This window comes from Pseudonocardia xinjiangensis (assembly GCF_050948425.1).
GTDB classification, from domain to species: Bacteria; Actinomycetota; Actinomycetes; order Mycobacteriales; family Pseudonocardiaceae; genus Pseudonocardia; species Pseudonocardia xinjiangensis.
The window spans coordinates 1851220-1864814 of the sequence record NZ_CP192009.1; the positions used below are offsets into that span (position 1 = coordinate 1851220).

Genomic DNA, 13595 nt, shown 5'->3' on the forward strand with positions numbered 1-13595 from the left:
CAGGTTGACGTAGCCTCGTGGGCGTGGCCCTACCCGAGCTTCCCGACGACCGGCGGGCCCCGCCCCGGCGTTACTCGCCGGCGGACCAGCCGGCGTCAGCGCGGCCCGAGGGGCAGTACCCCGGGGCACGCGTCGGGCCGCAGGCTCCTGGTGGCTCGTCGCCCGGCATGCCGCCGGTGCGGCCCGGGGCTGCGTCGCCGTACGGCGGGCAGCAGACCGTCAGAGGGCCGCAGAACGGCGTTCCCGGCCGCGGTGGCCCTGGTGCGCCGCTCCCGTCTCCGCCGCGCCGTCCGGCCGGGCCGCCTGCCAACGGGCGCCGTCCCGTCGACCGGCCGGTGCCCCCGCGGCGCCACGACCCGGCCGACGACGAGCCGACGGTCGTCCACCACGACCTGATCTCCGCGGACGACGACTCCTACTCGGAGATCCCCGGCCGGCACCGGCGCCGGGCAGGCGCTGCTCCGTCCACGCGTTCCGGAGGCGACGACGGCGATCCGCCGAGCAGCGGCAAGCTCCGCAGCGGGCGTCGCAGGCGACCGACCTTCTGGAAGGAACTGCCGCTGCTCATCGTGGTGGCGCTGGTCCTGACGTTCCTCATCCAGACCTTCCTCGCCAAGGTCTACGTGATCCCGTCGGGCTCGATGGAGACCACGCTCCACGGCTGCACCGGATGCAACAACGACCGCGTGCTCGTCGACAAGATCACCTACCGCTTCACCGACCCGGCACCGGGCGACGTCGTGGTGTTCCGCGGCCCGGACAGCTGGAGCAGCGAGATCAGCGTCCAGGAGCCCACCAACGCGGTGACCAGGGCGCTGCAGGGGCTGGGATCGCTGATCGGTCTCGCCCCACCCGACGAGAAGGACTTCGTCAAGCGCGTGATCGCGGTCGGCGGCCAGACCGTGTCGTGCTGCGACTCCCGGGGCCGCGTGATGGTCGACGGTGAACCGCTCGACGAGCCCTACATCTACTACCTGCCCGCCGCCGGGCCGCCGAAGCAGACCTACTTCGGGCCGATCACGGTGCCCGAGGGCGAGCTGTGGATGATGGGCGACAGCCGCAACAACTCCGCCGACTCGCGGGTCCCCGACCACGGGCCCGTCCCGGTGGCGAACGTGATCGGGAAGGCACGGGTGATCGTGTTGCCGCTCTCCCGCTTCGGGTGGATCGCGTCGATCGACCCACAGTCCACCGCGGTCGGCATGCCCGCACCGGGCGTGCCGGCCGGAGCACCGCTCGGGCTCGGGCTGGTGGGCACGCTGCCGCTGGCCCTGTGGCGGCGCAGGCTGCACCGGCCCGATGCGGAGCTATGGGGCTTCCTTCCCGGCCGGTCCCGCGTCTGAGCGGGGTCCCGCCCGTCCGGCGTCCGACCGCCGGGCCCCTGTCGCCCGCCCCTGTCCGCCCGGTGGAGACTGCTCAACTGATGCCCGCACGCCCTGCCCCACGCCGTTCTCCGGCCCGCCGCTTCGCTCGGCCGGCCCTGCCCCCCGAGCTCCGTCCCGCGCGTGCCGTCGTGCGTCGCTCCGCGGGTAGCTGGACCTTGCAGTCCACCCTGCAGCGGCACGGTCTCGGACCGGTGGCGGGCGTCGACGAGGCGGGTCGCGGCGCCTGTGCCGGCCCGCTGGTCGTCGCGGCGTGTGTCCTGCGGCCCGGGGACGCCAAACGGCTCGACGGCCTCACCGACTCCAAGCTGCTCACCCCGGCGGCCCGCGAGCAGTACTTCACGCTGATCACGCGGTGGGCGCAGGACCACTGCGTGGTCGTCATCCCGCCGGAGGAGGTGGACCGCCGCGGCGTGCACGTGGCCAACATCGAGGGCATGCGCCGGGCCGTGGCCGGTCTGACCGCCCGGCCGGGGTACGTCCTCACCGACGGGTTCCCGGTTCGAGGCTTCGGCAGCCCAGCGCTCGCGGTGCCCAAGGGCGACCAGGTGGCGGCGTGCGTCGCGGCGGCGTCGGTGCTCGCCAAGGTCACCCGGGACCGCATCATGGTCGCCCTGCACGGCGAGTTCCCGCAGTACGGGTTCGCCGAGCACAAGGGCTACTGCACGTCGGTGCACGACGCCGCGCTCGTGGAGCACGGGCCGAGCCGGGTGCACCGCTACTCGTTCGTCAACGTGCGGGCCGCCCGCGGCGACGACGTCGCTGCGGACGTCGCGGCCCTCGAGGCCGCTGCCGCCGTCGGCCTCCCCACTGCCCTGGTCCACAATGGGTCGCTCGCCGTCGGGTTGTCCGAGGTGGGTGCCGAAGGAGGGATGGAACCGTGAGCGCCGAGGATCTCGAGAAGTACGAGACCGAGATGGAGCTCACGCTCTACAAGGAGTACCGGGACATCGTCGCCCAGTTCTCCTACGTCGTGGAGACGGAGCGGCGGTTCTACCTGGCCAACTCCGTGGACGTGGCCGCCCGGAACGCGGACGGGGAGATCTACTTCGAGGTCCGGATGTCCGACGCCTGGGTGTGGGACATGTACCGGCCTGCGCGGTTCGTCAAGCACGTCCGGGTCCTCACCTTCAAGGACGTCAACGTGGAGGAGCTGGACAAGCCGGACCTGCGGTTGCCAGAGGGTGACCAGTTCGGTTCCTGAATCCTTTTCCGGCAGGTCGGCACATTTGTTCGAGCGATCCGGTCGTGCCTTTCCGATACCCGCTGAATAGCATGCGCAGCGGACTGCACGAGGAAAGGTGAGAAACTTCGTGGACACTCGTCGAGACCGCCCCGCCGACATGATCGTGCGGGGCGCCGTCGTCTACACCCTCGATCACCGCCGCCCCTGGGCGAACGCCCTCGCCGTCCGCGACGGGAGGATCGTCGCCGTCGGCGACGACGCCGACGTCGAGGCCCTCGCCGGTGCCGGCACCACGTCCGTCGACGTCGGGGGAGCCATGGTCATGCCGGGGCTCGTCGACGTCCACACCCACGTCGGGTTCGCGGGCCAGCAGGCGGCGTGGGAGCTGGCGCTGTCCCCGATGGCCGGCCCGGAGGAGATCCTGGCGGCGGTCGCGGCCCGGGCGCAGGAGGTCGGGCCGGACGAGTGGGTGGTCGGCGGCGTCGTCGGCAGCCACGTGCTGGAGGCGGCCGGGACCTCGGAGATGCTGGCGGCGATCGACGCGGCGGGCCACGGCAGGCCGGTGCTGCTGCGGGAGGCCTCCCTGCACCACCGGTGGGTCAACTCCCGCGCACTGGAGATCATGGGCGTCGACGACAGCACCCCGGACCCGAAGGACGGGCGGTACGGGCGCGATGCCGACGGCCGGCTCGTCGGGCTGCTCTTCGAGCACGCGTCCACCGTGGGGGAGCTCGCCGTCCGCAGGAGCACGGCGGACGTGCACGCCCGTGATCTGCGGTCGGCCCGCACGGCGGTGTCGATCCTCAACGCGTGCGGGGTCACCGCCACGCAGGACGCCGCCACGATGGGATGGTGGCTCGACGTGTTCACCGAGCTCGACAATGCGGGTGAGCTCGATGCGTGGATCGTCGGTTCGATGCCGGCGCGGGAATTCATCGAATCCGGTCCGGTCGGCCCCGAACTGTTCGATTCCGCGGATTCGCGCCGTTCCGTCCATGTTCGTCCGAACTTCGTCAAGGCGGTGCTCGACGGGGTGCCGATGACGCGCACGTCGAAGTTCCTGGAGCCCTACAAGCCGGATCCGCAGCGGACCTGTGCCTGCGCCGAGACGTTCAGCGGCGAGTCGTGGTTCACCGACGAGGATCTCCTCGACCTGATGGAGCAGGCGGTCGGGCGGGGGCTGCACGTCAAGCTGCACGCCACCGCCGACGGCACGGTGCGTCAGGTCCTCGACGCCGTCGAGATCATGCGCGTCCGGCACGGCGACGCACCCGTCTTCCACATCGCCCACACCGAGTTCGTGCACCCCGACGACGTGGCCCGGTTCGCCGAACTGGGCGTCGTGGCCGACGCGTCACCCGTGCTGTGGTTCCCCAGCCCGATGACCGAGATCATCGGACAGCAGGTGCCGGACCACGTGATGGACCGCATGTGGCCGCTGCGTGAGCTCACGGAGTCGGGCGCCCTCCTGGCAGCGGGCTCCGACTGGCCTGCCGCCATGCCCATGCCGAACCCCTGGCTCAGCATCGAGACGATGGTGACGCGCCGCAGCCCGGACCCGTCCTTCCCCGGCGCGCTCAACCCCGACCAGGCTCTGGACCTCGCCACCGCCGTCGAGGCGCACACGGCGAACCCGGCGCGGGCCATGGGGCTCGGCGAGGAGGTCGGGCGGCTCGCGGTCGGGCTGTCGGCCGACTTCATCGTGCTGGACCGGAACCTCTTCGAGATCCCCGTGCAGGACATCCACGACACGCGCGTGCTGCAGACCTGGTTCGCCGGCCGCCTCGTGCACGACTCCACCACCTGACGCGCCCGCCCTACACCGTCACTCCGACATCGCGGTCGCGTCCGCGCTCCCCGGGACGACGTTGTCCCCCTCACCCCCGGACTGTCCACAGTTGCGGGAACGGGCTGTCCCGGGCCACCCCGGACGTCGATCGTTGTCGGCATGGCAGCGAAGGACGTGCTCGGGCGCCACGGGGAGGACCTCGCGGCGCGATACCTGGAGCAACGGGGTCTCGTGGTCCTGTCCCGCAACTGGCGGTGCCGGCACGGCGAGCTCGATCTGGTCGCCACCGATGCCGACCGGCTGGTGGTGTGCGAGGTCAAGACGCGCTCCAGCGTCCGGTTCGGTGAGCCGGCCGAGGCCGTCGACCGGCGCAAGGCCGCCCGCATCCGGCGGATCACCCAGGCCTGGCTGGCCGCCCACCAGGTCCGGTGGTGCGAGATCCGGTTCGACGTGCTCGCGGTCGTCGCCGAGCCGGGCAGGCCGGTCACGGTGCAGCACTACGAGGCGGCGTTCTGATGGGCCTCGCGCGGGCGTGGTCGGTCGCCCTGCTCGGGGTGGAGGGCCGCGTCGTCGAGATCGAGGCCGACGTCGGTGGCGGGCTGCCGGGGGTCCACCTGCTGGGCCTGCCGGACGCGGCACTGCACGAGTCGAAGGACCGGGTGCGGGCCGCCATCGTCAACTCCGGGCGGGTGTGGCCCAACGAGCGCATCGTGCTGGCGCTGTCACCCGCCACGCTCCGCAAGACCGGCAGCGGGTTCGACCTGGCCCTCGCCTGCTGCATCCTCCGCACCACCGAGGTGGTGGAGCAGTCGGCGCTCGACGGCACGGTGCTGCTCGGCGAGCTCGCGCTGGACGGCAGGCTGCGCCCGGTGCGCGGCGTTCTGCCGTGCCTTCTGGCTGCCCGCGCCGCCGGGATGAGGCGGGTGGTGGTGCCCGAGGCCGCTCTGCCGGAGGCAGCGCTGGTGGACGGCATCGACGTCCGCGGGGCGCGCAGCCTCACCGAGGTGCTGGCGTTCCTGCGGGGCAACCACAGCCTGCGCGCCCCGGTCCCGGCCCAGGAGCACGACGGTCCCGAGCCGCCCGATCTCGCCGATGTCGTCGGGCAGGACGACGCCCGGCACGCCCTGGAGATCGCGGCGGCCGGTGGCCATCACGTCCTGCTCGTCGGGCCGCCGGGCACCGGCAAGACCATGCTCGCCCAGCGGTTCGTCGGGCTGCTGCCCCGGCTGGCCGACGACGAGGCGCTCGCGCTCGCCGCCGTGCGGTCGGTGGCGGGGAAGCTCCCGCCGGGGAGCGGGCTCAGCACCGTGCCGCCGCTGGTGGCGCCCCACCACTCCAGCTCGATGGCGGCGCTCATCGGAGGCGGCAGCGGGCCGGCGCGCCCGGGAGCGGTCTCGCTCGCGCACCGGGGTGTCCTGTTCATGGACGAGGCGCCGGAATGGGGAGCCACCCTGCTCGACGCCCTGCGCACCCCGCTCGAGGAGGGTGAGGTCCGGCTCGCCCGCGCCGACGGCACCGTGCAGTACCCGGCGCGCTTCCAGCTCGTCCTCGCCGCCAACCCGTGCCCCTGCGCCCCCGCCCACGACCGCGACTGCATCTGCTCGTCGCTGGTGCGCCGGCGTTACCTCGGCCGGTTGTCCGGCCCGTTGCTCGACCGCGTCGATCTGCGGGCCCGGATGTTCCCGGTCACCGCGCTCTCCGACGCCTCGGGCCTCGCCGAGAGCACGGCCACGGTGCGGGCCCGGGTACTTGCGGCCCGGGCGGCCGCGGCCGAGCGCTGGGCCGGGCAGGGATGGCGCACCAACGCCGAGGTTCCCGGCCCCGTACTGCGCACCCGGTTCGCGCTCCCGCGCAGCGCGGTGCGGCCGCTCGACGCCGGGTTGCGCGCCGGCGAGCTCACCGCGCGCGGCGCGGACCGTGCGCTGCGGGTCGCGTGGACTCTCGCCGACCTGGCCGGCCGAGAGCGGCCCGACCAGGAGCTCGTCGAGACCGCGTTGTTCTTCCGCGACCGGAGGGCGGCATGAGCGAGCAGAGCCCGACGGGTGTGCCCCCCGTGGCGCAGGACGTGCTGCTCGCGCGGGCCTATCTCTCCCGGGTGGCCGAGCCACCCGCACCCGCACTGGCCCGGCTGGTGGCCGAGATCGGGCCGGTCGAGGCCGCCCGGAGGGTCCTCGAGGGGCGGGTGAGCGAGCCGGTGGCGGAGGAGACGAGTGCCCGCCGGGCTGTCCAGCGGGCCGAGGCCGACCTCGCCGCCGCTGCAGCGGCGGGTGCGCGGCTGCTCACCCCCGAGCACGCCGAGTGGCCGCACTGGCCGTTCGCCGCGTTCGAGGTCAGCGGCCGGCGGGAGCTCGCGCCGCCGCTGGCGCTGTGGGTCCGAGGGCCGGGCCGGCTCGCCGCTCTCTGTGAACAGTCCGTCGCCGTCGTCGGTGCCCGCGCGGCCACCGGCTACGGCAGCCATGTGGCGGGGGATGTCTCCGCGGGCCTGGCCGACCGCGGGTTCACCGTGGTGTCCGGCGCCGCGATCGGGATCGACGGCGCGGCCCACCGCGGCGCTCTCGGCGTCGAGGGCCCCACCGTCGCGGTCCTCGCCTGCGGGGTCGACCGGGCCTACCCGGCGGGCCATCAGATGCTGCTCGAGCGGATCGCGGGGAGCGGCCTGGTCGTCAGTGAGTACCCGCCCGGATCCGTTCCCGGGCGCCACCGGTTCCTCGTCCGCAACCGGCTGATCGCGGGCATGGCGGCAGGCACGCTCGTGGTGGAGGCGGGACTGCGCAGCGGCGCGCAACGCACGGCGGCCGACGCCACAGCGCTCGGCAGGCTCGTGATGGCGGTGCCGGGGGCCGTCACGTCGGGGCTCTCGGCGGGCTGCCACCGGCTGATTCGTGAGGGAGCGCTCCTGGTCACCCGCACCGAGGAGGTGCTGGAAGCCGTCGGCCGGCTCGGGCTCGACCTGGCCGAGACACCCGGTTCCGGGATCGAGCGGCCCACCGACGGGCTCGATCCCGTCGCGGCCGTGGTGCACGACGCGCTCCCCGCCCGCGCCCACCGGGAGACCCGGTGGCTCGCCATGGAGGCCGGGGTGCCGATCGGCGCGGTCCGCGTCGCCCTCGTCGATCTGGAGCGGCGCGGCCTCGTGGAGCACTGCGACGGCCGCTGGCGGCGCCCGCGGGGTGACGAGCAGTGAACTACGCGACACCTGCGTCGAGGATTGCTCACCGCTGCCGGTGGGAACGTCCACCTGTGCGGCCGATCATGAGTGCGCAGTCGGAGGTGGCTCAGCCCTCAGCGGCCGGCCCCCTCGAGAGCGAGCTGCGGGCGCTGCTCGCAGCCGGAGCGCTCGAGCTCCCCCTTCCCCGAGCGGGCCGCACGGCACAGCGATGGAGCCGGCTCGCGGAGTGGGGCCGTCGCGATCTGGGGTTGGCCCGGCTCGCGGAAGGTCACACCGACGCCGTCGCGATCCTGGCCGAGGCCGGACATGATCGGCGCCCCGGCGCCCTCTACGGCGTGTGGGCCGCCCGGTCAGCCGGCACCGGCGCCCGGCTCGTCGCCTCCGGCGACGAACTGCGGTTGCACGGCACGGTCCGCTTCTGTTCGGGGGCGCGCACCATCGACCGTGCGCTGGTCGTCGCCGACGCGCCCGTACCCGCCCGGGGCGACGGCCCGGTGCTGGTCGACATCGCGTTGGACCAGCCGGGTGTCGTTCCCGATCCCAGCACCTGGGCGACCGCGGCGATGGCCGGCGCCGACACCGTCGACGTCCGGTTCGACGACGTCCTGGTCCCGGCCGCCTCGCTGGTCGCCCAGGACGGCTGGTACACCGCCCGGCCGGGCTTCCTCGCGGGCGGAGGGGGCGTCGCGGCGGTGTGGTGGGGCGGTGCGGCAGGCGTGCTCGACCGTGCCGTCGGCCATCTCCCGCCGGCGCCCGATCCCCACCAACTCGCTCACGTCGGTGAGCTGCAGGCCCTCATGGAGGCCGCGTCCGCCCTGCTCACCCGCATAGCGCGAGCCCTCGACCCACCAGCAGCGAACGGAGCGACACCCGCCCCAGCGGTGTCGGACTCACCAGCGCCCGCCACAGCAGCACCCGCAACAGCCACACCCGCAACAGCGGAGCCCGGCGTGGGAGCACTCGGCGCCTCGCTGGGTGCTGCCCAGGCGCGGGAACTCGCGGAGGTCCGGTGCGCGGTCGAGCGGATCGCCCGTGAGGTGGTCGAACGGGTGCCGCGGATGATCGGCGCCGCCCCGCTCAGCCGCGACGGCCGTCTCGCGCAGGCACTGGCGGACCTGTCGCTCTACATCCGCCAACACCACGGCGAGCGCGACTACGCGGCTCTGGGAGCTGCCGTCGTCGCCATGAGGAACGGCCGGTGAGCGACACGACGGCTGCCGGGCGAGCCATCACCTCGCCGGGCTCCTGGAGCGATGCGATCCGGGCGCACCGGCTGCCACCGTTCGACGTGGACGCGCACGACCGCGTCGTCGTCGTGGCCGCCCATCCGGACGACGAGACCCTCGGCGCCGCAGGCGTCCTCCGGGCTCTGCATGCGGCAGGGGCGGTGATCACGCTGGTGGTCGCCACCGACGGCGAGGCCGCCTATCCGGGGCTGGGGGAGACGGCGCGCCGGGAGCTCGGGGCCGCGCGGCGCGCCGAGCTGGCCGCGGCGCTGGAGGTGCAGGGACTGGCCGAGGTGCCGGTCCACTGGCTCGGCCTTCCCGACTCGGCACTGCAGGAGCATGCCGACGCGCTGCAGCACGCGCTGGAACCGCTGCTCGCCGACGCCGACGCGTATCTCGCGCCGTGGCCCGGCGACCCGCATCCCGACCACCAGGCGGCCGGTGCCGCCGCGGCCGCGGCGGCACCGGTCACGGCCCACGGCTGGTCCTACCCCATCTGGACGTGGGCATGGACCGAGCCTGGCGACCCCGCGGTGCCGTGGGAGCGGGCTCGGGTGGTGGCGCTCGACGAGCCGGCCAGGGCGATCCGCCGCCGTGCCGTCGCCTGCTTCGCATCGCAGGTGGGGCCCGGCCCCGACGGGTCCCCTCCGGTCCTCGCCGCGGGCCTGCTGGAGCACGTCGACCGCGACGTCGACCTGCTGTTCCGGGAACCCCGCGTGCACTCGGCGCCGGTCGAGCGGTTCGCCACGCTCTACGACGGAGGGCACGACCCGTGGGACACGGACTCCTGGTACGAGCGCCGCAAACGCGGTGTCGTGCTGGCGAGCCTGCCCCGGGAGCGCTACCGCACAACCTTCGAGCCCGGCTGTGGCACCGGTGAGCTCACTCTCGAGCTCGCCGGTCGCTGCCGGCGCGTGCTCGCGTCCGACCCGGTACCGGCGGCCGTCGAACGTGCCCGCCGCCTCTGCCGCGACGCGCCGACCGCCCACGTCACGGTCGCGGCACTCCCGGACGCCGTGCCGGGCGAAGCGGTGGACCTCGTCGTGTTCAGCGAGATCCTCTACTACCTGGGCGCCCCAGCGCTCGAGGCCACGCTCGACCGCACCCTCGCCGTCCTGGAACAGGGCGGCGACGTCGTCGTGGTGCACTGGCGCAGCTGGCCGGCCGAGGCGCCCCGGGATGCGGCCGCCACCCACCGGGTGCTGTGTGCGCGCCCCGAGCTCGACGTGCTCGTGGAGCACACCGACGAGGAGTTCCTCCTGCATGTCCTCCGGCGCCGGTGAGCGTCCGCCCGATCACCGCGGTCGGCGTGGTCGTCCCCGCCCACAACGAGCAGGAACACATCGGCGCGTGCCTGCAGAGCGTCCGGACGGCATTGGCCCGGCTGCCGGTGGGGATCGCGAGCGCGGTCACCGTCGTGCTCGACCGCTGCACCGACGACACGCCCACGCTCGTCGAGGAGTGGGAACGGAGCTGGCCGGAGCTGGCGGCTCTGCGCATCGCGGCGCTCGGGGGCAGGTGCGTGGGTGGAGCGGCGGGTCCCGAACCGGCATACATCGTGGCCGGCTCGGGCGTCGGTGCGGTCCGTGACCTGGGGGTCCGCCTGACACTGGAGCGTCTGCGCGCGTATCCCACCGGGGCCACGTGGCTCCTGCACACCGACGCCGACACGACGGTGCCGCCCGACTGGGCTCTCGACCACCTGCGGCACGCCGCGGCCGGGGTGTCCGGCGTGGCCGGTCTGACCGAGCTCTCCGGCGCGCACCACCTCTCGGTCATGGCGCAGCAGCGCTACCGCGCGCTGGTCCGTGCCGGTCTCGACGGCGACCGGCACGCCCACGTCTACGGCGCGAACCTCGGTGTGCGCGCCGACGCCTACCTCGCCGTCGGCGGCTTCCCGCCGGACGGTTCCGGCGAGGACCACGGCCTCTGGCGGCGGCTCCGCGCTGCTGGCCACGTGCTGGCAAGGCCCACCGCGGTGCGGGTGCGCACCAGCGCACGTCTTCGCGGCCGGGCGGCAGGGGGACTGGCCGACCTGCTGTGCTCGCTGGAGGCCGGATCGGCGGGAGAGATCGCCGCGCCCGCAGCGGAACGGGGGCCGTAGCCATCTGCCCGCGCGGCCGTCCGCGGTCATGGTTGCCCGCGGGGGAAGCCCGGCCGCCCATGCCTACTGTATGCAGCGCGAGAAGATCTCCGCAGGCTCTTGACCAGGAGCGTTCGGCCGCCCACCGTCGACCTGTGACCATGCCGCCGCAGCTCGCGCCCGGTGTCGCGGAGGCTCTGGAGGAGTTCCTCCGGCACCTGGAGTTGGAGCGCGGCCGCTCGCCCCACACCGTGCGGGCCTACCGGGCCGACCTGACAGGGCTGCTGGCCGACGTCACCGATCTGCCGGAGCTCGACCTTCCGGTGCTGCGTCGCTGGCTGGCCGCCGGGCACGGGGCGGGCGCGGCCCGGTCCACCCTTGCCCGCCGGGCGGCGGCCGCCCGCACCTTCACCGCGTGGGCCCGGCGCACCGGCCGGATCACCACCGACCCCGGAGCCCGGCTGGTGTCCCCGCGCCCGCGCCCGGCGCTGCCGGACGTGCCCACGGCGGCGGAAGCGGCGGCGGTGCTCGACGCCGCCGGCTCGGGTGCGGCGGAGGGGGAGCCCGTCGCCCTGCGCGACCTGCTGGTCCTCGAACTGCTCTACGCCACGGGCGTCCGTGTCGCGGAGCTGTGCAGCCTCGACCTCGATGACGTCGACGGCGACCGGCGGGCCCTGCGGGTGATCGGCAAGGGCGACCGGGAGCGCACGGTCGTCTACGGGGTGCCCGCCGAAGCCGCGCTGCGCCGATGGCTCGACACGGGCCGCCCGGCGCTGGTGCGCAGCGAGTCGCCGCCCGCCCTGCTGCTCGGTGCCCGCGGAGGCCGGTTGGACCCTCGAGTGGCCCGTGACGTGGTGCATCGGGCCCTCACCGCGGTGCCGGGCGCGCCGGACGTCGGGCCGCACGGCCTGCGGCACGCGGCCGCCACGCACATGTTGGAGGGCGGCGCGGACCTCCGTTACGTACAGGAGTTGCTCGGTCACGCTAAGCTAGCGACCACTCAGCTCTACACACACGTGACAGTCGAGCGGCTGAAGGTGGTACATGAGCAGGCGCACCCCAGGGCGTGATGGCGTCCTGGTCCAATCGGTGCAGCTCAGAGCCGTGGCGGGCCCGGTGGTCACCGCCCCGGTCGCGCCTGCGGACGAGCATCCGGAGCCCGTCGAGCCCGAGAACGGCGCGATCGAGCAGTCCCCGGTCGACGACGTGTGGACCGCTTACTTGGCGCAGCGGACGCGTGCGCTCCGCGACCGCCTGGTGGTGCACTACACGCCGTTGGTCCGGTCGGTGGCCCATCGGGTGGCCGCCGGGCTGCCGTCCTACGTCGAACACGCCGACCTGGTGCAGTGCGGTGTCTTCGGGCTCATCGACGCGATCGAGCGGTTCGACCCGCAGCGCTGCCCGCGGTTCGAGAGCTACGCCACCCAACGGATCCGCGGCGCGATCTTCGACGAGCTGAGGGCGCAGGACTGGGTGCCGCGCAGCGTGCGTGGGCGGGCCCGTGAGCTGGAGCGCGCGCAGGAACGGTTGGAGGGTCGCCTGCTGCGCGCGGCCACGGATCGGGAGCTGGCCACCGAGCTGGGCGTGCCGGTGCACGAGCTGCGTTCGCTGACCCGCCAGGTGCAGCTGATCAGCGTCGAGGCGCTGGAGGAGAACAGCGGGGGCGTGTCGGAGCTGCTCACCGACGAGAGCGCCCCCGACCCCATGACGATCGTGCAGGCCCACGAGACGCTGCGGCAGCTCTCGGTGGCCGTGGAGCAGCTCGGTGAGCGGGACCGCACCGTGGTCCGGCTCTACTACCTGGAGAACCGGACCCTGGCCGAGATCGGCTCGCTGCTCGGGGTGACCGAGTCGCGGGTCTGCCAGCTCCACTCGCGGCTGGTGGGACGGCTGCGCGGACGCCTGGAGGAGCTCGCCGTCGGTTGACGGCGACCCGTCTCGTGGTCACGTCAGCCGTCCGGCCACGGGACGGGCACGGGAAGCAGGCGGACCCGCGGTGGGCGCAGCAGCACGAGTGGGTCGAGGTAGTCGGTGCGGTCCCGGCGCAGGCCCCAGTGCAGGCACGCCTGCGCCGGGCAACCGGCGTGGCCGGGCCTCAGCAGGCCGATCACCTCCCCTGCGCGGACGACGGCCCCGGCGGCGACCACCGGACCCACCGGCTCGTAGGTGGTGCGCAGGCCGTCGTCGTGCTGGACCGACACGATCTCGCGGCCGGCGACGGGCCCTGCGAACACGACCGTGCCCGCCCGTGCGGCGAGGACGGGCTGTCCGGGGGCCCCGGCGAGATCGACGCCCCGATGCCCGGGTGCGTACGGGTGCGCCGGTGCGCGGTACGGGGTGACCACCGCCGGTGCGGGCAGCAGCGGCCACGCGTACCGGGCCCCGGGAGCGGCGACACCGGCGCCGGGTGGGGGAGCCGGGGCCGCGGCGTCGGCGGCGGGGAAGCCGGCCCCGGCCGACCCCATGACCAGGGTGGCCGCCAGCACGGCCGTCACCAGTACCCGCACCGGGCGCACGGCGGGCGCGGGTCCACCGGGCCGCGTGCTGGGTCGGTACCGGGCCACACCTCACCCTGCACCGGCGATCGGCCCGCGGTGCCGGTTCCCTCGTCGCTGTGGACGGCCGGGAGTGCATGTGGACAACCCGGGGACGCGAGGAGAGGTGCTGTGCCGCCCCGGCGTACACTTCTCTTGCACCCCGACTGCTGTCAGGGGTGACTTCGCGCGCTCGCGTTCTTGCCCGGTTCGGCAGTGTCCGACC

The 13595-nt window shown here is 74.3% G+C and carries 13 protein-coding genes; 12 read left to right on the top strand and 1 reads right to left on the bottom strand.

Annotated elements, in window-relative coordinates:
* The first annotated feature begins 23 nt into the window (after positions 1-23).
* From lepB to ACQPZA_RS08800, 12 genes are all read left to right on the top strand, one after another.
* Positions 24-1343, top strand: coding sequence for a signal peptidase I (gene lepB, locus ACQPZA_RS08745; RefSeq protein ID WP_433279753.1), 1320 nt, complete (start codon positions 24-26; stop codon positions 1341-1343).
* 170 nt (positions 1344-1513) lie between these two features.
* A complete protein-coding gene (locus ACQPZA_RS08750; RefSeq protein ID WP_433279754.1) occupies positions 1514-2266 on the top strand; it encodes a ribonuclease HII in 753 nt (250 codons plus the stop codon).
* Positions 2263-2586, top strand: a complete 324-nt coding sequence (locus ACQPZA_RS08755) for a DUF2469 domain-containing protein (protein WP_169396515.1) — start codon at positions 2263-2265, stop codon at positions 2584-2586. Before ACQPZA_RS08750 ends, ACQPZA_RS08755 begins: the two co-directional genes overlap by 4 nt.
* Before the next feature lie 109 nt (positions 2587-2695).
* Complete coding sequence (locus ACQPZA_RS08760; protein WP_433279755.1) at positions 2696-4375, top strand: amidohydrolase; 1680 nt, start codon at positions 2696-2698, stop codon at positions 4373-4375.
* A gap of 141 nt (positions 4376-4516) precedes the next feature.
* On the top strand, positions 4517-4873 hold the full coding sequence (locus tag ACQPZA_RS08765; RefSeq protein ID WP_169396516.1) for a YraN family protein: 357 nt from the start codon (positions 4517-4519) through the stop codon (positions 4871-4873).
* Entirely contained in the window at positions 4873-6381 is a 1509-nt protein-coding gene (locus tag ACQPZA_RS08770) for a YifB family Mg chelatase-like AAA ATPase (protein WP_433279756.1), read from the top strand. Before ACQPZA_RS08765 ends, ACQPZA_RS08770 begins: the two co-directional genes overlap by 1 nt.
* Positions 6378-7541 (top strand): DNA-processing protein DprA, encoded by a 1164-nt coding sequence (gene dprA, locus ACQPZA_RS08775; protein ID WP_433279757.1) that lies wholly within the window; start codon positions 6378-6380, stop codon positions 7539-7541. The genes ACQPZA_RS08770 and dprA overlap by 4 nt, the downstream gene beginning before the upstream one ends.
* 86 nt (positions 7542-7627) lie before the next feature.
* Positions 7628-8728, top strand: a complete 1101-nt coding sequence (locus tag ACQPZA_RS08780; RefSeq protein ID WP_433279758.1) for an acyl-CoA dehydrogenase family protein — start codon at positions 7628-7630, stop codon at positions 8726-8728.
* Positions 8725-10035 (top strand): PIG-L family deacetylase, encoded by a 1311-nt coding sequence (locus ACQPZA_RS08785; protein WP_433279759.1) that lies wholly within the window; start codon positions 8725-8727, stop codon positions 10033-10035. Before ACQPZA_RS08780 ends, ACQPZA_RS08785 begins: the two co-directional genes overlap by 4 nt.
* The gene (locus tag ACQPZA_RS08790; RefSeq protein WP_433279760.1) at positions 10032-10856 is read left to right on the top strand and encodes a glycosyltransferase; all 825 of its coding nucleotides are present in this window, start codon (positions 10032-10034) and stop codon (positions 10854-10856) included. The genes ACQPZA_RS08785 and ACQPZA_RS08790 overlap by 4 nt, the downstream gene beginning before the upstream one ends.
* A gap of 140 nt (positions 10857-10996) precedes the next feature.
* The gene (locus ACQPZA_RS08795) at positions 10997-11905 is read left to right on the top strand and encodes a tyrosine-type recombinase/integrase (protein ID WP_433282725.1); all 909 of its coding nucleotides are present in this window, start codon (positions 10997-10999) and stop codon (positions 11903-11905) included.
* A gap of 19 nt (positions 11906-11924) precedes the next feature.
* Positions 11925-12761 carry a FliA/WhiG family RNA polymerase sigma factor gene (locus tag ACQPZA_RS08800; RefSeq protein WP_312859151.1) on the top strand — a complete coding sequence of 279 codons (837 nt, stop codon included), beginning with the start codon at positions 11925-11927 and terminating at the stop codon, positions 12759-12761.
* A gap of 23 nt (positions 12762-12784) precedes the next feature.
* On the opposite strand, the gene ACQPZA_RS08805 is transcribed toward ACQPZA_RS08800, so the two are convergent.
* The gene (locus ACQPZA_RS08805) at positions 12785-13399 is read right to left on the bottom strand and encodes a M23 family metallopeptidase (RefSeq protein WP_433279761.1); all 615 of its coding nucleotides are present in this window, start codon (positions 13397-13399) and stop codon (positions 12785-12787) included.
* Between the last annotated feature and the right edge of the window lie 196 nt (positions 13400-13595).

What these genes read in the sequence shown, in the direction of transcription:
- ACQPZA_RS08765 (WP_169396516.1), top strand. Translation starts at nt 4,517, where the DNA reads ATGGCAGCGAAGGACGTGCTCGGGCGCCACGGGGAGGACCTCGCGGCG.
- ACQPZA_RS08770 (WP_433279756.1), top strand. Translation starts at nt 4,873, where the DNA reads ATGGGCCTCGCGCGGGCGTGGTCGGTCGCCCTGCTCGGGGTGGAGGGC.
- dprA (WP_433279757.1), top strand. Translation starts at nt 6,378, where the DNA reads ATGAGCGAGCAGAGCCCGACGGGTGTGCCCCCCGTGGCGCAGGACGTG.
- ACQPZA_RS08795 (WP_433282725.1), top strand. Translation starts at nt 10,997, where the DNA reads ATGCCGCCGCAGCTCGCGCCCGGTGTCGCGGAGGCTCTGGAGGAGTTC.